This is a genomic window from Cedecea sp. NFIX57 (assembly GCF_900177785.1).
Classification (GTDB): domain Bacteria; phylum Pseudomonadota; class Gammaproteobacteria; order Enterobacterales; family Enterobacteriaceae; genus Cedecea; species Cedecea neteri_C.
The window spans coordinates 86,382-105,322 of the sequence record NZ_FXAS01000012.1 but is presented as its reverse complement, the minus strand read 5'-3'; the positions used below and the strand labels follow the sequence as shown (position 1 = coordinate 105,322).

The 18,941-nt window shown below is 54.3% G+C and carries 16 protein-coding genes and 1 pseudogene; 3 read left to right on the top strand and 14 right to left on the bottom strand.

Going from position 1 to position 18,941, the window contains the following annotated elements; genetic code table 11:
- Positions 1-2 precede the first annotated feature (2 nt).
- Together apaG and apaH are read left to right on the top strand one after the other, a co-directional pair.
- Positions 3-380, top strand: coding sequence for a Co2+/Mg2+ efflux protein ApaG (apaG, locus tag B9Y90_RS12430; RefSeq protein WP_039290216.1), 378 nt, complete (start codon positions 3-5; stop codon positions 378-380).
- Between the two features lie 4 nt (positions 381-384).
- Positions 385-1,236, top strand: coding sequence for a bis(5'-nucleosyl)-tetraphosphatase (symmetrical) ApaH (gene apaH, locus B9Y90_RS12425; RefSeq protein ID WP_085541393.1), 852 nt, complete (start codon positions 385-387; stop codon positions 1,234-1,236).
- A 37-nt stretch (positions 1,237-1,273) separates the two neighbouring features.
- On the opposite strand, the gene folA is transcribed toward apaH, so the two are convergent.
- The 13 genes and pseudogenes from folA to ribF all read right to left on the bottom strand — a co-directional run bounded on the left by folA (position 1,274) and on the right by ribF (position 17,331).
- Entirely contained in the window at positions 1,274-1,753 is a 480-nt protein-coding gene (gene folA, locus B9Y90_RS12420) for a type 3 dihydrofolate reductase (RefSeq protein WP_008461713.1), read from the bottom strand.
- Positions 1,754-1,958: 205 nt separating this feature from the next.
- Complete coding sequence (gene kefC / locus B9Y90_RS12415; RefSeq protein ID WP_039290210.1) at positions 1,959-3,821, bottom strand: glutathione-regulated potassium-efflux system protein KefC; 1,863 nt, start codon at positions 3,819-3,821, stop codon at positions 1,959-1,961.
- Complete coding sequence (gene kefF / locus B9Y90_RS12410) at positions 3,814-4,344, bottom strand: glutathione-regulated potassium-efflux system oxidoreductase KefF (protein WP_085541392.1); 531 nt, start codon at positions 4,342-4,344, stop codon at positions 3,814-3,816. Before kefF ends, kefC begins: the two co-directional genes overlap by 8 nt.
- Positions 4,345-4,448: 104 nt before the next feature.
- Positions 4,449-4,682, bottom strand: coding sequence for a YgdI/YgdR family lipoprotein (locus B9Y90_RS12405; RefSeq protein ID WP_039290203.1), 234 nt, complete (start codon positions 4,680-4,682; stop codon positions 4,449-4,451).
- Positions 4,683-4,821: 139 nt separating this feature from the next.
- Positions 4,822-8,046 (bottom strand): carbamoyl-phosphate synthase large subunit, encoded by a 3,225-nt coding sequence (gene carB, locus B9Y90_RS12400; RefSeq protein WP_085541391.1) that lies wholly within the window; start codon positions 8,044-8,046, stop codon positions 4,822-4,824.
- A gap of 18 nt (positions 8,047-8,064) precedes the next feature.
- A complete protein-coding gene (gene carA / locus B9Y90_RS12395) occupies positions 8,065-9,213 on the bottom strand; it encodes a glutamine-hydrolyzing carbamoyl-phosphate synthase small subunit (protein WP_039290200.1) in 1,149 nt (382 codons plus the stop codon).
- 457 nt (positions 9,214-9,670) lie between these two features.
- Complete coding sequence (dapB, locus tag B9Y90_RS12390) at positions 9,671-10,492, bottom strand: 4-hydroxy-tetrahydrodipicolinate reductase (protein WP_085541390.1); 822 nt, start codon at positions 10,490-10,492, stop codon at positions 9,671-9,673.
- Positions 10,493-10,651: 159 nt separating this feature from the next.
- Positions 10,652-11,570: pseudogene (gene rihC / locus B9Y90_RS12385) on the bottom strand (ribonucleoside hydrolase RihC).
- Between the two features lie 71 nt (positions 11,571-11,641).
- Positions 11,642-12,592, bottom strand: a complete 951-nt coding sequence (gene ispH, locus B9Y90_RS12380) for a 4-hydroxy-3-methylbut-2-enyl diphosphate reductase (RefSeq protein ID WP_039290194.1) — start codon at positions 12,590-12,592, stop codon at positions 11,642-11,644.
- Positions 12,573-13,043, bottom strand: coding sequence for an FKBP-type peptidyl-prolyl cis-trans isomerase (fkpB, locus tag B9Y90_RS12375; RefSeq protein ID WP_038475687.1), 471 nt, complete (start codon positions 13,041-13,043; stop codon positions 12,573-12,575). The genes ispH and fkpB overlap by 20 nt, the downstream gene beginning before the upstream one ends.
- Positions 13,044-13,046: 3 nt before the next feature.
- Entirely contained in the window at positions 13,047-13,553 is a 507-nt protein-coding gene (lspA, locus tag B9Y90_RS12370; RefSeq protein WP_039290186.1) for a signal peptidase II, read from the bottom strand.
- Positions 13,550-16,366 (bottom strand): isoleucine--tRNA ligase, encoded by a 2,817-nt coding sequence (ileS, locus tag B9Y90_RS12365; protein WP_085541389.1) that lies wholly within the window; start codon positions 16,364-16,366, stop codon positions 13,550-13,552. The genes lspA and ileS overlap by 4 nt, the downstream gene beginning before the upstream one ends.
- Before the next feature lie 32 nt (positions 16,367-16,398).
- The gene (gene ribF, locus B9Y90_RS12360) at positions 16,399-17,331 is read right to left on the bottom strand and encodes a bifunctional riboflavin kinase/FAD synthetase (protein WP_085541388.1); all 933 of its coding nucleotides are present in this window, start codon (positions 17,329-17,331) and stop codon (positions 16,399-16,401) included.
- Positions 17,332-17,657: 326 nt separating this feature from the next.
- Here ribF and rpsT point away from each other — a divergent pair, with 326 nt between their 5' ends.
- Entirely contained in the window at positions 17,658-17,921 is a 264-nt protein-coding gene (rpsT, locus tag B9Y90_RS12350) for a 30S ribosomal protein S20 (RefSeq protein ID WP_008461694.1), read from the top strand.
- Between the two features lie 64 nt (positions 17,922-17,985).
- On the opposite strand, the gene nhaR is transcribed toward rpsT, so the two are convergent.
- A complete protein-coding gene (nhaR, locus tag B9Y90_RS12345) occupies positions 17,986-18,879 on the bottom strand; it encodes a transcriptional activator NhaR (protein WP_085541387.1) in 894 nt (297 codons plus the stop codon).
- Positions 18,880-18,941: the final 62 nt, after the last annotated feature.

Genomic DNA, 18,941 nt, shown 5'->3' with positions numbered 1-18,941 from the left:
CCATGCTTGATTCGCCCCGCGTATGCGTACAGGTGCAAAGCGTTTATATTGAGTCGCAATCCTCACCGGATGAAGAACGTTTCGTCTTTGCGTACACAGTCACTATTCGCAATCTGGGGCGAACCGCAGTTCAGCTACTTGGCCGTTACTGGCTAATCACCAACGGTAACGGCCGAGAAACCGAGGTTCAGGGCGAAGGTGTTGTCGGCGAACAGCCGCACATTGAGCCTGGCAACGACTACCAGTACACAAGCGGAGCGGTTATCGAAACGCCGCTTGGCACGATGCAAGGCCATTATGAAATGGTCGATGCACAGGGAGAGGCCTTCAGGGTCGAAATCCCGGTTTTCCGTCTGGCCATTCCAACTTTCATTCACTGATACCATGTCTACATATCTGATTGGCGATGTTCACGGCTGCTACGATGAACTGATCGCGTTGCTGCAGCAGGTTAATTTCAACCCTGAAGAAGATACGCTGTGGCTGACAGGGGATCTGGTGGCTCGCGGGCCTGCTTCCCTGGAAGTGCTGCGCTATGTTCGCAGTCTGGGTGACAGCGTAAGAGTGGTGCTTGGTAACCACGACCTGCATCTGCTGGCCGTCTTTGCGGGCATCAGTCGAAACAAGCCTAAAGACCGCGTTACGCCGCTGCTGGAAGCGCCTGACGCCGACGAGCTTCTCAACTGGCTTCGTCGTCAGCCGCTCATTCAGGTGGATGAAGAGAAAAAACTTGTTATGTCACATGCGGGGATCACGCCGCAGTGGGATATCAACACTGCGCTGGCCTGCGCGCGTGATGTCGAAGCCGTTCTGTCCAGCGACAGCTATCCGCTGTTCCTGGATGCAATGTATGGCGACATGCCCAACAACTGGTCCAGCGATCTCTCCGGTCTGGCTCGCCTGCGTTTCATCACTAACTCGCTCACCCGCATGCGCTATTGCTTCCCGAACGGCCAGTTGGATATGTACTGCAAAGACACGCCGGAAAAAGCGCCTTCGCCGCTGAAGCCCTGGTTTGCGATTCCGGGCCCCGTTACCGACGAATATTCGGTGGCCTTTGGTCACTGGGCATCGCTGGAAGGGAAAGGTACGCCGGAAGGGATCTATGCCCTGGATACGGGTTGCTGCTGGGGAGGAGAACTGACCTGCCTGCGTTGGGAAGATAAAACCTGGTTCGTACAGCCTTCAAATCGTCAGCAGGATAGCGGCGAAGATCAAACCGCTGCCGCCTCTTAGAGATTAACCCTCTCTCTGTCGAGAGAGGGTTAAAAACTTAACGACGCTCCAGAATTTCGAAGCAATAACCGTGGGAGTTATTCTCGTCGGCATCGTGGAATTCACTGAAGGTTGACTGCCACTCATCCGGATCGTAATCCGGGAAATGCGTGTCCCCTTCCACTTCCGCATCAATATGGGTCAGGTACAGGCGCTGCGCCTTGGGCAGGAACTGCTCGTATACGCGTCCCCCGCCAATCACCATAATTTCTTCGGCATCACCGCAGGCTTTGATCGCCTCTTCCACCGATTTCACCCACTCAACGCGATCGTCATTTCCGGCCTGGCTGCTGATCACGATGTTTTTACGTCCCGGCAGCGGGCGACCAATAGACTCCCACGTCAGGCGCCCCATAACGACAGGTTTATTAAGCGTATTGCGCTTGAACCAGGCAAGGTCGGCAGGCAAATCCCATGGCATGGCGTTTTCCATGCCGATAACGCGATCCACCGCTAAAGCAGCAATCAGACTGATCATTTAAATAACCTAAGGATGATGAAAAAAATTGCCGCCACTATACGGAAAGCGCAATCTTTCGTCGACAGGGGGCAAGGCGCGTAACGAGAATTTTTTTTATTCTGCTGCGGCCATCGCGCCCTGATTTTCAACTGCAGGATATGGAACAAGGGGTTAGCGTTAACCCCCGTTCACTATAAGGAAAAGTAAATATTTTTCAGCAAGTTCACTCTGCTGGCCTGACCGGGGGTTCGTCGGAAAGCTTACCGCTGTGAAGCCCTTCTTTCGTTCCCTGCCAGCCATCACGTTGGATAACGTGCAGGTGCGCACGATCCTCGTTGATAACCTCTGTCAGCATCGCGCTGTTACGCTTAAAGACATCCGCACGCTCGGCTGTCTTGTCGTCCGTCGGCACCATTTCTTCAAGCATTTGCAGGTTAAAGCGGCGGAAGTGGTCAGCTCGCTCACGCGCTTCGTATTTACCCACGCCCAATCCCTCCAGCGCGCGGCGGCCAATCTTCAGTGAGCTCTCGAACGTTTCACGTTCCGGCATCTCTACCCCCGCCTGGCGCAGGCGGATGTAGTGATTAATATCACGCGCGCGGGCAAGGATTTGCAGATGCGGGAAATGTTCTTTCGCCAGCTCAGTGAGTTGCATGCTAGCTTCAGGATCGTCAATGGCGTTAATCAGCACTTCAGCTCCTGCGGCTCCGGCTGACTCAAGCAGGTCAACGCGGGTGGCATCTCCGTAAAAGACTTTGGTGCCAAATTTTCGCAGCGTCTCTATATGGTCAGGGTCGTGATCCAGGATAACCACATTCACTCCGCTGCTCAGCAACAGACGGCCGGCAATCTGCCCAAAGCGCCCAAAGCCCGCGATGATGACCCGAGGTTGCTCTTCATCAATCTCGTCGGCCTCTCCTGCCTGCTCGCTGCCCGTTTTCTCGAGCCTGTTCAGCAGAACAAGGAGTAAAGGCGTGGCTGCCATGGATAGCGCCACGGCAAGCGTCAGAGACTTCGACCAGCCGTCGTCCAGCACCTGCGCCATATGTGCCGCCCCGAAGATAACGAAGGCAAACTCACTTCCCTGCCCCAGCAAAACGGCAAACCAGCGGCGCTGCCTGCGAGGCACTTTTAAAGGCTTAGCGACCAGCCAGAGCACCAGCGTTTTAATGACCAGGAAACCGACCAGCAGGACAAGAATGCGCAGCGGGTTGTCGAGCAAAGTCCCGAAGTCGATAGACATCCCAACCCCGATAAAGAACAGCCCCAGCAGCAGGCCTTTGAACGGCTCAATATCGCTTTCCAGCGCGTGACGATATTCGGAGCTGGCTAACAGCACCCCGGCAAGAAACGCCCCCATCGCCATGGACAGACCGGCCTCTTCAAGCAGCAGGCCAAAGCCAAACACCAGGAACAGGGCCACGGCGCTGAACACTTCACGTAACCCCGAGCGCGCCACAAACCGCAACACTGGCCGGGTGACATAGCGCCCAAGCAGTACAACCAAAGCAAGCGCCGCCGCTACCTTAAGCGCGGAAATTAAAAACGTCGCAAAGGTCATGGTGCCACCGCTGCTCGCCAGCAGCGGGATCATCGCCACCAGCGGAATCGCGGCAATATCCTGGAACAGCAGCACGGCAAACGCGCCTCTCCCCATCGGGGTGACGGTCAGGTTGCGTTCGTTCATCGCCTGCATGGCAATCGCAGTGGATGAGAGCGCCAGCGTCAGGCCAATAAGCAAGGCGATCTTCCAGTTAAGTCCCATCACGATACAAAACGCGCCGAGTGCCAACCCGCAGGCTGCCATTTGCAGAAAACCGCCGCCAAATACCGAAGCGCGAAGCGTCCATAGCCGCTGAGGATCAAGCTCAAGCCCGATAACGAAGAGCATCAGCACCACGCCAATTTCAGCAAAGTGCAGAATGGTTTCGGCATCGGTCACCAGCCCTAGCCCCCACGGCCCAATAATACAGCCGGCAATCAGGTAACCCAGCACAGAACCTAATCCGAGCCGCACGGCAATAGGCACGATAAGCGCGGCAGAACCGAGATAAATCAATGCCTGAATTAAGCTATGGCTATCCACGGTAAGCCTCCTGCCAGTCAATTAAACGCTGCTTATAGTCATCCGCCTGGCGGGCAAGCGTCAATTCATCGCAAACAAAGGTGAAATGAATCGCGAAGGCAGGAAGCCACTGCATTCCGCAGTAGAGCGCCGTGGCCTGCAGAGGCTGGGCGAGAACGTCAAATCCAGGGTGATCGCCCAGTTCGAAATGTTTTTCGCTGCCGCCGGTTGTCACGGCCCACATAACGTCTTTACCGTGCAGGGCATTCCCGCCTTTGCCGTATGCCCAGCCGTGCGAGAGCACTTTATCTATCCATAATTTCATCAACGGCGGCATGCTGTACCACTGCATGGGATGCTGCCAGATAACCAAATCAGCGCGGCTTAACGCCTGCTGCTCAGCGGCAATGTCGATATTAAAGTCGGGATAAAGCTCATAGAGGGAGCGAATCTCTACCCCCGGGAGCGCTTTGGCTCGCTCAAGCATTTGCCGGTTGGCATGGGAATGCTGGGGATAGGGATGCGCATAAATTATAAGAATCATTGTTAAGCCTGTCTTCACTACTGCCTTTAATGACAGTGAGTTTAGTCAGTTAATCGACAGGCTAACAGTCAATATTGCTGAGCGTGTTGTTGGATATTTCTTAACTAGTTATCCAGCTCGCTCATCTCTTTCACCTGGTCACGGTTGATCTGCTCGGTTTTACCCGTTTCGGCATTTTTGTACGACACCAGGCCCGTGTCTTTATCAACCTGCGGTTTACCGTCGGTCACGATAGTTTTGCCATCGTTGGTTTTAACCGCCTGATTGGACGAGCAGCCCGCCACGGTCAGCAGCGTTGCGGCAGTGAAAAGGGAAGCAAGTAAAGTTCGTTTCTGCATGGTGTTCTCCCAGCGTGTTTAGTCATTTTCAGTTGTGTGCAGGTAAACTGTAGACTATCTCGCTGGGTATAAAATAAAACGGCCTCTTTTCAGAGGCCGTTGGCGTTATTTTCGGAACATTCTTTCAGGATGTGAAAGATTAGCCCTTAATTTGGGCATGCATTTCCTGCACCGAAATCACCTTCTCGGTAGCATCGGCATTCAGCGCCATCGCCGTAGCGAAACCGCCGTTCAGCGTGGTGTCATAATGCACTTTGTATTGCAGCGCGCTGCGGCGAATCAGCTTGGAATCTTCAATCGCCTGGCGGCCCGCGGTGGTGTTGATGATGTAGGTGTATTCGCCATTCTTGATACGGTCCTGAATGTGCGGACGCCCTTCATGCACCTTGTTCACCAGGCGTGGGTTAATACCCGCTTCGCCCAGCACAATCGCTGTACCGTGGGTCGCATCCAGCTCGAAGCCCTGTTTCAGCAGCTTCGCGGCCAGGTCAACTACGCGCTCTTTGTCACCTTCGCGCACGGAGAGAAGCGCGCGGCCTGGCTTACGCATGGTGGACTGGCTGCCCAGCATCGCTTTAGAGAAAGCTTCTGCAAAAGTACGGCCCACACCCATCACTTCACCGGTAGAACGCATTTCTGGCCCTAACAGCGGGTCAACGCCCGGGAATTTGTTGAACGGCAGCACAACTTCTTTCACCGAGTAGTAAGGCGGGATGATTTCTTTGGTGACGCCCTGCTCAACCAGCGTTTTGCCTGCCATGACGCGAGCGGCAACTTTCGCCAGCGGCACGCCCGTCGCTTTAGAAACGAACGGCACGGTACGCGCGGCACGTGGGTTCACTTCAATCAGGTAAACTTCGTTGTCCTTCACCGCAAACTGCACGTTCATCAGGCCACGCACCTGCAGCTCGAAGGCCAGTTTCTGCACCTGCTGGCGCATCACATCCTGGATTTCCTGGCTCAGAGTGTAAGCTGGCAGAGAACATGCGGAGTCACCGGAGTGAACGCCCGCCTGCTCGATGTGTTCCATGATGCCGCCAATCAGCACGGTTTCACCGTCGCAAATGGCATCCACGTCCACTTCCACCGCATCGTCAAGGAAGCGGTCAAGCAGCACCGGTGCATCGTTGGAAACGCTCACCGCGGTCTGGAAGTAACGGCGAAGGTCTGCTTCGTCGTAGACGATTTCCATCGCGCGGCCGCCCAGCACATAAGAAGGGCGAACCACCAGCGGGTAGCCAATCTGAACTGCTTTCTCTACCGCCTGCTCGATAGCCGTTACGGTGGCGTTAGCAGGTTGCTTCAGCTTCAGGCGCTCAACGGCGTGCTGGAAGCGCTCACGGTCTTCCGCACGGTCGATAGCATCCGGGCTCGTACCGATAACCGGCACACCTGCCGCTTCCAGCGCACGAGCCAGTTTCAGCGGAGTCTGGCCGCCGTACTGTACGATGACGCCTTTTGGTTTCTCAACGCGGACGATTTCCAGCACGTCTTCAAAGGTGACAGGTTCAAAGTAGAGGCGGTCGGAGGTGTCGTAGTCGGTAGACACGGTTTCCGGGTTACAGTTAACCATAATGGTTTCGTAACCATCTTCACGCAGCGCCAGCGAGGCGTGTACGCAGCAATAGTCGAACTCAATGCCCTGGCCGATACGGTTTGGCCCGCCGCCCAGCACCATGATTTTGTCACGGTCATGGTTCGGGTTCGCTTCACACTCTTCTTCATACGTGGAGTACATATACGCGGTGTCGGTCGCGAATTCTGCCGCACAGGTGTCTACGCGTTTGTAGACAGGGTGCAGGTTATATTGCTCGCGCAGTTTGCGAATTTCAGCTTCACGAACGCCAGCCAGTTTAGCCAGGCGCGCATCCGCAAAACCTTTGCGCTTCAGCATACGCAGGAAGTCATGGTCCAGGCCGGTGATGCCCACTTCGGCCACCTGCTCTTCCAGACGCACCAGCTCTTCAATCTGCACCAGGAACCAGCGGTCGATGTTGGTCAGATTGAACACGCCATCTACGGACAGGCCCGCGCGGAATGCATCAGCCACATACCAGATGCGCTCTGCGCCCGCGTCTTTCAGCTCGCGGCGGATTTTGGTCAGCGCTTCCGGGTCATCCAGGCTAACTTTCGGGTCGAAGCCGGTAGCGCCCACTTCCAGGCCACGCAGTGCTTTCTGTAGTGATTCCTGCTGAGTACGGCCGATAGCCATGACTTCACCCACGGATTTCATCTGGGTGGTCAGACGGTCGTTTGCGCCAGCAAATTTCTCAAAGTTAAAGCGAGGAATTTTCGTCACAACATAGTCGATGGACGGTTCGAAGGAGGCAGGAGTACGGCCGCCGGTGATGTCGTTCATCAGCTCGTCAAGGGTGTAACCGACCGCCAGCTTCGCGGCAACTTTAGCAATCGGGAAGCCCGTAGCTTTAGACGCCAGTGCGGAGGAACGGGACACACGCGGGTTCATCTCGATGATAATCAGGCGGCCCGTTTTTGGGTTCACGGAGAACTGAACGTTTGAGCCACCGGTTTCCACACCGATTTCACGCAGTACTGCCATCGAGGCGTTACGCATGATTTGGTATTCTTTATCGGTCAGCGTTTGCGCTGGCGCCACGGTGATGGAGTCACCGGTATGAATCCCCATCGGGTCGAAGTTTTCGATAGAGCAGACGATGATGCAGTTGTCGTTCTTATCACGCACCACTTCCATCTCGTACTCTTTCCAGCCAATCAGCGACTCATCAATCAGCAGCTCTTTGGTTGGGGAGAGATCCAGGCCGCGCTCGCAAATCTCTTCAAACTCTTCGCGGTTATAAGCGATGCCGCCGCCGGTGCCGCCCATGGTAAAGGATGGACGAATGATGCACGGATAACCCACGTCTGCCGCCACTGCCAGCGCTTCTTCCATATTGTGCGCGATGCCGGAGCGAGCGGTGTCCAGGCCGATTTTTTTCATCGCAATGTCGAAGCGACGACGGTCTTCAGCCTTGTCGATGGCATCAGCGGTAGCGCCGATCATGGTGACGCCGAACTCTTCCAGTACGCCCTGGCGCTCAAGTTCCAGCGCGCAGTTCAGCGCGGTCTGGCCGCCCATGGTTGGCAGCACCGCATCCGGACGCTCTTTTTCGATGATTTTGCGTACCACTTCCCAGTGAATTGGCTCGATGTAGGTTGCATCCGCCATTTCCGGGTCGGTCATGATGGTGGCCGGGTTGGAGTTCACCAGAATAACGCGGTAACCCTCTTCACGCAGCGCTTTACAAGCCTGCGCGCCAGAGTAGTCAAACTCACAGGCCTGGCCGATAACAATCGGGCCCGCACCGAGGATCAGGATGCTTTTTATATCTGTACGTTTTGGCATGGTCTTCTCGGCTCCTGATTATTTAGCGGTAGAACGGTATTGCTTAATCAAATCGATAAAGTGGTCAAACAGCGGTGCAGCGTCGTGCGGCCCCGGGCTCGCCTCAGGGTGCCCCTGGAAGCTGAACGCGGCTTTATCGGTACGATGAATCCCCTGCAGGGTGCCATCGAACAGTGATTTGTGGGTTACGCGCAGGTTAGCAGGCAATGTGGCCTCATCAACCGCGAAACCGTGGTTCTGCGCGGTGATCATCACGCAGTCTTTATCCAGGTCTTTTACCGGGTGGTTGCCGCCGTGGTGACCAAACTTCATTTTTACGGTGTTGGCACCGCTGGCCAGCGCCAACAGCTGGTGGCCAAGGCAGATACCAAAGACAGGAATGTCTGTCTCCAGGAAGGATTTGATTGCGCTGATGGCGTAGTCGCAAGGAGCCGGGTCGCCAGGGCCGTTAGAAAGGAAGATGCCATCCGGGTTCATCTTCAACACGTCTTCCGCTGGCGTTTGAGCAGGCACCACCGTCAGGCGGCAGCCTCTGTCCACCAACATACGCAGAATATTGCGTTTCGCGCCGTAGTCATAAGCCACTACGTGGAAAGGTAACTCTTCGGTTTTTGCCGCTTCTGGCAGGTCGCCTTCCAGCGTCCAGCTCCCCTGCTGCCAGGTGTAAGCTTCTTTCGTGGTGACTTCTTTGGCGAGATCCATACCGTTCAGGCCAGGGAACGCTTTCGCTTTTTCCAGAGCCAGGGCCGCGTCGACATTATCGCCCGCGATAATACAGCCGTTCTGGGCACCTTTTTCACGCAGCAGGCGGGTCAGCTTACGGGTATCAATATCGGCAATCGCCACGATGTTATGGCGCTTAAGGTAAGAAGAAAGGTCTTCGGTGCTGCGGAAGTTGCTGGCAATCAGCGGCAGGTCACGAATGACGAGGCCTTGCGCATGAACCTGGGAGGATTCTTCGTCGGCTTCATTGGTGCCGACATTACCGATATGAGGATAAGTAAGAGTGACGATCTGGCGGGAGTAGGAAGGATCAGTGAGGATTTCTTGATAACCGGTCAATGAGGTATTGAAAACGACTTCACCCACTGCCGTACCCGATGCCCCAATGGCCCGACCGTGGAATTGGGTTCCGTCTTCCAGAACCAACAGCGCTGACTTAATCAAAACGTCCTCCAGGGAATAAACATTCAATTTATTCGCATATTAATTCAAAACTAACGCCTGAATCAAATGCAAAAAGCGTCTGCCCTACGGATTTTTGGCAAACGGCGGCATTCTAGAGACAAGCCGGGTAAAAGTCTACCTTAAGACAAAGTTTTTATGCCTCTTTTGCCGCTCAGAGTAAAAAGATCTGATTTGAAGGTCAAAATAACCAGCTAACCTGGGGAAAGTAATCGGTTGCCGACCATGAATACTGGAAAAGTGGAGAGAGGGTAGTGAAAAAGTGGACCAAGTGGTCAAAATTAACATTACAACAACACAAAAACAGATGATAACTACTAATTTAACATCTCACATATATAAATTAATACCAAACACTTAAAAAATAAAAGGGTGAAATTAATCACCCTAAAATCAATCAATTAAAAACAAACAACCACATTTATAAGGATACGTTTAACTACAAATTATTGAGATCTAGCACATCTCGCATATCAAAAATACCGTTCTTTTTACCTTTAAGCCATGAAGCTGAACGAACGGCCCCGTTAGCAAACGTCATGCGGCTGGAAGCCTTGTGGGTAATCTCAACCCGCTCGCCAATATCTGCAAACATCGCGGTATGCTCCCCGACGATATCGCCCGCACGCACGGTGGCAAAACCAATGGTGCCAGGCACACGTTCACCGGTATGGCCTTCGCGGGTATAAACGGCACAATCTTTAAGATCTTTGTCCATCGCCTGAGCAATCGCTTCACCCATCGCCAGCGCGGTGCCTGACGGGGCATCCACCTTGTAGCGGTGGTGGGCTTCGATGATTTCAATGTCGGTGTAATCGCCCATGACTTTTGCCGCTTTCTCCAGCAGCTTCAGCATGACGTTCACGCCCACGCTAAAGTTTGCCGCGAAAACAATCGGGATCTCACGCGCCGCATCGTTGATGGCCTGCTTGCCGGCTTCATCAAAACCCGTCGTGCCGATGACCATGCCTTTGCCATGCTTGAGGCAAAACGCCAGGTGAGCCAGCGTTCCCTCAGGGCGAGTAAAATCAATAAAAACGTCGAAATCGTTAGCCACCGCATCCAGGTTATCGCTGACCAGCACCCCTGTTTTTGCCGCGCCGGCCAGCTCACCCGCATCACTACCGACCAGGGAAGAGCCCGGACGCTCAAGCGCTGCACCAAGCTGAACGCCATCCAGCTGTAAAGCCGCCTGAATTAACTGGCGCCCCATACGGCCGCCCGCGCCCGCGATGGCTACGCGAATCTGTGCATCATGCATATCATTACTCTTTGGTTAAATAATTCGTAAAAACGTTATCAGGTTAACCAGCCCTCTAGCAGGCCGCCAGCCGAAAACACCCATAATTAGAATTTACTGTCATGGCCCGGTAGTTATCAATTACGCAGATAATCCCCCTGCTTTTAATGGGATAATTATTCACGGTGCCAGCGCCAGAACGTCAGAAACCCACGCCTGAAAACCGGGAACGTCGATATCCAACGCAACCTGAGCGTTTGCCGGACGTTCAAGACGATGTTCGAGATCTACCACTGTCGTTCCGCTGGTATAAGTGCCGTGCGTTTCTACCGCGACAAAGCAAGGGAATGACTGGAACAGTTCGGACTTAACCAGCCACGCAATGGCGGTCAAATCATGCATTCGCAGCCCGGTTTCCATGCTTCCGCTGCGGTAATGCGTGAATAGTGCGTGCAGCATCTTCCCGGTGCGATTCAATGCTGGCAGCTCAGCCAGAAATTCAGGCGTAAGCATTGCACGATTTGTCACATCCAGCCCACACATGACGATATCCAGCCCGCTGTCAAAGACGCGGGCTGCCGCCTCGGGGTCAATGGCCATATTAAATTCAGCCGTCGGCGTAAAGTTGCCCCGCCCCGCAGAGCCGCCCATCATGACCACGCGTTTAATACGCGTCTTACATTCAGGGTACTGCGTCAGCAGCATGGCGACGTTAGTCAGTGGACCAATGGTAACCAGAGTCACCGGCTCGTCGCTGCTTTTCAGACAATCGTACATGGCCTGGAATGCGGGAATTGGCAGTTCACGACGAGATGTTTCGGTGAAGACATACCCTTCCATCCCCGACTCGCCGTGCACATAAGCGGCATCCCGCAGTGGACGCAGCAGCGGGACAGAAGCCCCTTTCGCCACGGGTGTCTCTTTCTGCCAAAACTCCAGCAGTTGAAGGGCATTACGCGTAGTTTTGTCCACCGAGACATTTCCAGCCACGGTAGTGATGAGTTTCAAATCCAGTTGGGGGGGCAAATAAGGCCGCGGCAAGGGCAACCGCATCGTCGATACCGGGATCGGTATCAAGAATAATCGGGGTTCTGGCCATGCTTTTCTCCATAAAAAATGCCAGCGGGCATACACCAGCTGGCATCTTCTCATAAACGGAAACCAGCGACGCTAATCCACTTCACGGATGTCCACGCGCAGTTCACGAGGTACTTCAAACACGATGTTCTCTTCGCGCCCGGTCAGCTCCTGAGCTTCACTCCCACCCAGCTCACGCAGGCGAGTGATAACATTCTGCACCAACACGTCCGGTGCAGAAGCCCCGGCGGTAACGCCGACGCAATTCACGTCTTTGAGCCAGGACTCCTGAATATCAGACGCATCATCAATAAGCCAGGCAGCTTTCCCCATCCGCTGCGCCAGTTCGGCAAGACGGTTAGAGTTCGAGGAGTTTTTGGAGCCTACCACCAGCACAACATCAGCTTCCGTGGCCAGCGCCCGAACCGCTTCCTGACGATTGGTCGTGGCGTAACAAATGTCGTCTTTGCGCGGGCCGATGATTTTCGGGAAGCGCTGACGCAGGGCATCAATCACATCCGAGGTATCGTCCACGGAAAGCGTAGTTTGGGTCATAAACGACAGATTGCTTTCGTCTTTGACCTCAAGCGTCCAGACATCGTCCGGTGACTCAACCAGGTACATGCCCCCTTTCGGGTTGCTGTACTGGCCCATGGTGCCTTCCACTTCCGGATGGCCGGCATGGCCAATCAGAATGGACTCTTCACCACGACGGCTGGCACGCGCCACTTCCATATGCACTTTAGTCACTAACGGACAGGTGGCATCGAAAACTGTCAGCTCACGGCTCTTCGCTTCGTTACGCACCGCCTGAGAAACGCCGTGCGCCGAGAAAATCAGGATCGCGCCGTCCGGCACTTCGCTGATTTGCTCGATGAAAATCGCCCCGCGCGCTCGCAGGCTATCCACCACGTAGCGGTTATGCACCACTTCGTGGCGAACGTAGATTGGCGCGCCGTAAATCTGCAGCGCGTTTTCGACAATGCTGATAGCGCGGTCGACCCCAGCACAAAAACCTCTGGGATTAGCCAACAGGATCTGCATTCAACGCCTCCAGCACCGGATTAACTTCCAGCACTTCAATATCAAAATGGATAGTCTGCCCGGCCAGCGGATGGTTAAAGTCCACGGTGATAGAGTCACCGTTAACTTCACGCACCACGCCCGGCATTTCGCTGCCATCCATTGCGGTAAACAGCATAATCGCACCCGGCTCAGGCTCGCCCGCCTCAACAAACTCACGACGCGAAAAATACTGAATCATGTCCGGGCTTGGAATGCCAAAGGCCGATTCTGGCGCCAACGAGAACGCTTTTTTATCACCAGCCTTCAGGCCAACCAACTGGTCTTCCATACCCGGGGACAATGTCTCATCCCCAAGGCGGAACAGCGCAGGCTTACCGTTCGCACGGGTTGACTCCGCGGTGGAGCCATCTTCAAGCTTTAGCGTAAAGTGCACCAGCACCGCGCTGTTGGTTTGTACGGACTCAGCCATGGATTACCCTTTTTGCTTTGCGGGCTTGTCGGAGGAGACAAAGAAGCCCTCCAGCACAATCAGCGCCGCGCCGATACAGATTGCGGTATCGGCCAGATTGAAGGTGGCAAAGTGCCAGTCGCCAACGTAGAAATCGATCATGTCGACGACAAAGCCGTGCCACAAGCGATCGAACAGATTGCCGAGCGCACCACCAATGATTAACGCATAGGCGATGTTATTCAGTTTCTGGCTAGCTTTAGCGCGATACATCATCCACACCAACGCCACGCAGATACCGATCGCGATACCCGCGAAGAACCAGCGTTGCCAGCCGCCTTTATCGGCCAGGAAGCTAAACGCCGCGCCGTAGTTACGGGCATAGTGCAAATTCAGGGACGGGAACAGCGAAACCGTATCCCCCAGCATGAAATGCTGGAGGATCAGATATTTACTGCCCAGGTCCACAATCAGCACTACCACCACCAGCCACAGCCAGCGCAATCCGGTAGAGAAAATGGGTTTCATCAAGCAAACTTACGTTGTTCGCCGTCACCGGCTACGTTGCTGACACAGCGGCCGCAGATTTCTGCGTGCTCCGCTACCTGACCGATATCGGTGGTGTAATGCCAGCAGCGCGGGCACTTCTCACCGTCGGCTTTACGCAGAGCTACTTTCAGCCCCTTGAGGATTTCGCTCTGCTGAGCGTCATCGCTCGCCTGCGCATAATCGGCAACCGCAGCCCCGGAGGTCAACAGGACAAATCGTAATTCGTCGCTCAGGCTGTTCAACTTCGCCGCCAGCTCTGCGTCAGCGTACAGCGTCACTGCCGCTTCCAGAGAACCACCGATGCGCTTATCAGCACGAGCCTGCTCGATGACCTTGTTCACTTCGCCACGAACGGTCAGCAGCGTGTCCCAGAACTCACCGTTCATTGCTTCGCTTTCCGCCAGGCCAAACAGACCTTCGTACCATTCACCGGTGAACACGTACTTCTCGCGCGAGCCTGGCAGGTAGCCCCAGATCTCATCGGCGGTGAAGGACATGATCGGTGCCATCCAGCGAACCAGGGCTTCAGCAATGTGGTACAGCGCGGTCTGGCAGCTGCGACGCGCCACGCTGTCCGCTTTCGCGGTGTACTGACGATCTTTGATGATGTCGAGGTAGAACGACCCCATTTCCACTGAGCAGAAGCGCATCAGGCGCTGCACCACTTCGTGGAAATCGTAGTTTTCGTAAGAGGCGATGATATCCGCCTGAGCTTCTTGCGCACAGCCAACGGCCCAGCGATCCAGCACCACCATCTCTTCCGGTTTCACCATGTCAGTTTCTGGATTGAAGCCGTTCAGGTTGGCCAGCAGGAAGCGAGCTGTATTACGGATACGGCGGTAAGCGTCAGCGGAGCGTTTCAGGATCTCGTCGGAAACGGCCATTTCGCCGGTGTAATCGGTAGAGGCCACCCACAGACGTAGAATGTCCGCGCCGAGTTTGTTCATCACATCCTGCGGGCTAACGGTGTTACCGATAGATTTGGACATCTTGCGGCCCTGACCATCCACGGTAAAGCCGTGGGTCAGTACCTGGCGGTAAGGCGCTTTGCCTTTCATCGCCGTGGAAATCATCAGGGAGGACATGAACCAACCGCGATGCTGATCCGAACCTTCCAAGTACATATCCGCCGCGTGGCCGTGGAATTCTGGACGCACGTCAACAACGGAAGAGTGAGTCGATCCTGAATCGAACCAAACGTCCAGGGTATCCGGCACTTTAACGTAGTTGTCTGCGTCGTCGCCCATGATGTCGCGCGGATCAAGATCCCACCACGCCTGGATACCGTCCTGCTCAACGCGCTTAGCGACTTCTTCCATCAGCTCGAGCGAGCGTGGATGCAGTTCTTCGGTATCCTTGTGCACGAACAGGGACATCGGCACGCCCCAGGTACGCTGACGCGAGATACACCAGTCAGGGCGGTTTGCCACCATAGATTCGATACGCGCCTGGCCCCAGTCAGGGATCCATTGCACGCCTTTGATCTCTTTCAGGGACTGCGCGCGCAGGCCTTTCTGATCCATGCTGATAAACCACTGTGGCGTTGCACGGAAGATGATCGGCGTTTTGTGGCGCCAGCAGTGTGGGTAGCTGTGCAGCAGTTTTTCAACGTGCAGCAGAGCACCTTTATCACGCAGGATGTTAACGATCAGGTCGTTGGCTTTGAACACCTGAACGCCGTCCAGACCTTCATAGGTCCCCGGCAGATAGCTACCGTCCGGGCCGACCGGGTTAGCGATTTCCAAACCGTATTTCTGGCTGATGGTGTAGTCGTCCGGGCCGTGGCCACCGGCGGTGTGTACCGCACCGGTACCCGCGTCCAGAGTGACGTGATCGCCCAGAATAGCCGGCACGTCAAAGCCCATGAACGGATGTTTGAAGCGCAGCAGCTCAAGCTCAGCACCTTTCACGCTACCGAGAACCTGGTAATCAGTTACGCCGGCGCGCTTCAGCACGCTTTCCATCAGGTCTTTCGCCACGATCAGCGCCTGGCCTTCAATCTGCACCAGCACGTAATCGAACTCAGCGCCCAGAGAGATAGCGCGGTTAGCTGGCAGGGTCCACGGCGTTGTGGTCCAGATAAGCAGAGAAATCGGGCCATTAACGGCAGAAGCACCAAACTTAGCTTTCACCACATCGGCATCAACAGCATTGAACGTCACGTCGATGGACGGGGACGTTTTGTCGTAATACTCAACTTCGGCTTCTGCCAACGCAGAACGGCAGTCCACGCACCAGTGAACCGGCTTAGCACCTTTGTGCAGGTGACCATTGCCGATGATTTTGCCCAGTGCACGAATGATGTTGGCTTCAGTATTGAAGTCCATGGTCAGGTAAGGGCGAGACCAGTCGCCCAGCACGCCCAGACGGATGAAGTCTTCGCGCTGGCCGTTAACCTGATTAGCGGCGTATTCGCGGCATTTTGCACGGAATTCTGCTGCGGTGAATTTCTCACCCGGTTTGCCAAATTCCTGCTCAACCTTAAGCTCGATAGGCAGGCCGTGACAGTCCCAGCCCGGCACATACGGCGAGTCGAAGCCAGAAAGCCCTTTGGACTTGATAATAATATCTTTCAGAATCTTGTTAACTGAGTGACCAATGTGAATGCTACCGTTCGCATAAGGAGGGCCATCATGCAAAATAAAGGTTTTTTTGCCTTTTTTCGCATTACGGATGATGCCGTACAGATCGTCATCATTCCAACGCGCCAGCATGCCCGGTTCGCGCTTGGCTAAGTCGCCGCGCATCGGGAACCCTGTTTCAGGCAAATTTAGGGTAGATTTAAAGTCACTCATTAGATTCTCGGTTCCGTATTTCGGTTAGCCTTTCAGGCATTTGACTCAAAAAATTCTCGGGCTGACACCACATCTCTGGCGATTTGCGCCTTCAGCTCATCAAGTGAAGCAAATCGCTGCTCATTACGTATCTTTTTACGCAGCACTACTTCTATATGGCGACCATAAAGGTCCATTACAACGTCCAGTAAATGGACTTCAAGCTGCTGGCGTATTCCCGCCACCGTAGGGCGAGTCCCGATATTTGCCACGCCGGCAATCGGCTTGTCACCAAGGCCTGAGACTTCCACCGCATAAACCCCTTTTACCGGGGAAACATGGCGACGCAGCGGCAAGTTTGCGGTCGGGAAGCCAATAGTACGGCCCAGCTCATCCCCATGCACGACACGGCCGGAGATCATAAACGGATGCCCCAACAGATTTTCGGCCTGCTGCAGGTCATCATCAGCCAGCGCCTGGCGCACTGCGGTACTGCTGATACGCACCCCATCGTCGCAAAACGTTTGAGTGCTGGTGATATCAAAACCGTATTCGCAGCCAGCCTTCTGTAATAACAAGAAATCCCCCTGGCGACCAGCGCCAAAGCGGAAATCATCCCCCACCGCGAGAAATTTCACCCCGAGTCGGTCAACCAGAAGGTCGCTCACAAAGTTTTGTGCACTCAGTCCGGCAAAGCGACGGTCAAAGCGCACGCACAGGACGTAGTCCACGCCGCACTCGGCCAAATAGCGCAGCTTCTCTCGCAGGCGAGTCAACCGGGCAGGCGCTTTTTCCGGTGCAAACAATTCGAGCGGTTGAGGCTCAAAAATCATGACCATTACCGGAAGATTGCGCGCACGCCCTTCTTCGCACAGGCCCTTTAACAGCGCCTGATGGCCACGATGCACGCCGTCGAAATTACCAATGGTGAGTACACACCCGTGGTGCTCCCGGCGCAGATTATGTATACCGCGTATCAGCTTCATGGCTGGCTCAAAACAGTGGAAATTGGCGGATTATACCAACTACCGCGATTAAGGTTAACCGGCGATTACCGCCTTTAACGTAAAGCTTGAATGAATTCATTGTACTGGGAAGGGCTTTGCGCAGACTTCGCATTTGTCTTGACGAATTTTGATGCGAAAGACTGTATTCCGAAGCCTGATGCTGGTAGAATCCGCGCCATCACACGTAAGAGGTGTCGGAAATTTAACGACGCTTATTTGCACAAATCCATTGACAAAAGAAGGCTAACGGGGCATATTCCTCGGCCTTTGAATTGTCCACATAGATCATATTTGGGAGTTGGACCTTGGCTAATATCAAATCAGCTAAGAAACGTGCCGTACAGTCTGAAAAGGCTCGTAAGCACAACGCAAGCCGTCGCTCTATGATGCGTACTTTCATCAAGAAAGTATACGCAGCGATTGAAACTGGCGATAAAGCTGCTGCACAGAAAGCATTTAACGAAATGCAACCAATCGTGGACCGTCAGGCTGCTAAAGGTCTGATCCACAAAAACAAAGCTGCGCGTCATAAAGCAAACCTGACTGCGCAAATCAACAAACTGGCTTAATCGCCTTTTTGCTGTGAGCTTTGATAAAAAAACCGGCTAACGCCGGTTTTTTTATACCTGTCATTCAGTCAACTTTAAACAGCGCTGAGTAATCTTTGCTGCAGATACGCTGCACCGCAGGATGCTGGATCATGCGTTCAGCAAAGATGGCGTGATACTCCTCCAGCACGTTATCCATTCTGCCAATCTCAACGATGTCGTCATCACTATAGATATCCCGTGCATACAACGTCGGAGCAACAAAGATAGCATTGTGCGCAGCACCAAACGCTTTCATCAGCGCGGCATCATCAAACTCGCCCAGAATCTCAATCTTCAGCCCCTGGATGTTAATCCAGTTGAGAAGCTTGCGCCCAAGCATAGAACGGCGCCCAGGAATAAGAAGGCGTCGAGTTTCAAGGCAGGCGGGGAAAGGTAGCTCCGGCGCCGGACCTTTACACCAGAAGCTGATCCCGCACTCGCCAAGCTTCACCGAAAACAGCCCTTCTTGCTGAGTCGAGTCAATTGGGCAGTCCGAAATGATCATGTCCAGTTTATGCTGGCTCAACTGTTCGAGCAGCATTTCATGGGTGGATTCAAAACAGCGCAGATGAATTTGCTCGTCCCCAACGACTGCTGCATCCAGCACGCCGCTAACCAGACGTTTGGACAGCGCATCCGCGACGCCAACATCAAACAGGATGTTAGCCTCTTTGCGATAGTTAACGATATCCAGCATTTCCTGGCTCAGGGTAAACATTCTGTCGGCGTAGCGGAAGACCAGTTGCCCCAGCTCCGAAGGGACAAGCCCCCTTCCCTGACGGCGGAAAAGCTTCCCTTGCAGGCGTTCTTCAAGCGCTTTTATTTGCCCGGTGATTGTTTGTGGGGTCAGGAACAGCGCCTCGGCGGCACCAACAACCGACCCCTCTTTGCAAACGTGCCAGAAATAATAAAGATGATTGTAATTGATATGGGACATGCCCTTCACTCCCTGAAAATTAATCCATTATCGGGTCATCTGACGATGACCCGGCAGCCAGT

What these genes read in the sequence shown, in the direction of transcription:
- dapB (WP_085541390.1), bottom strand. Translation starts at nt 10,492, where the DNA reads ATGCATGATGCACAGATTCGCGTAGCCATCGCGGGCGCGGGCGGCCGT.
- nhaR (WP_085541387.1), bottom strand. Translation starts at nt 18,879, where the DNA reads ATGTCCCATATCAATTACAATCATCTTTATTATTTCTGGCACGTTTGC.
- ileS (WP_085541389.1), bottom strand. Translation starts at nt 16,366, where the DNA reads ATGAGTGACTTTAAATCTACCCTAAATTTGCCTGAAACAGGGTTCCCG.
- folA (WP_008461713.1), bottom strand. Translation starts at nt 1,753, where the DNA reads ATGATCAGTCTGATTGCTGCTTTAGCGGTGGATCGCGTTATCGGCATG.
- apaG (WP_039290216.1), top strand. Translation starts at nt 3, where the DNA reads ATGCTTGATTCGCCCCGCGTATGCGTACAGGTGCAAAGCGTTTATATT.
- B9Y90_RS12405 (WP_039290203.1), bottom strand. Translation starts at nt 4,682, where the DNA reads ATGCAGAAACGAACTTTACTTGCTTCCCTTTTCACTGCCGCAACGCTG.
- kefF (WP_085541392.1), bottom strand. Translation starts at nt 4,344, where the DNA reads ATGATTCTTATAATTTATGCGCATCCCTATCCCCAGCATTCCCATGCC.
- ribF (WP_085541388.1), bottom strand. Translation starts at nt 17,331, where the DNA reads ATGAAGCTGATACGCGGTATACATAATCTGCGCCGGGAGCACCACGGG.
- apaH (WP_085541393.1), top strand. Translation starts at nt 385, where the DNA reads ATGTCTACATATCTGATTGGCGATGTTCACGGCTGCTACGATGAACTG.
- carB (WP_085541391.1), bottom strand. Translation starts at nt 8,046, where the DNA reads ATGCCAAAACGTACAGATATAAAAAGCATCCTGATCCTCGGTGCGGGC.
- ispH (WP_039290194.1), bottom strand. Translation starts at nt 12,592, where the DNA reads ATGCAGATCCTGTTGGCTAATCCCAGAGGTTTTTGTGCTGGGGTCGAC.
- fkpB (WP_038475687.1), bottom strand. Translation starts at nt 13,043, where the DNA reads ATGGCTGAGTCCGTACAAACCAACAGCGCGGTGCTGGTGCACTTTACG.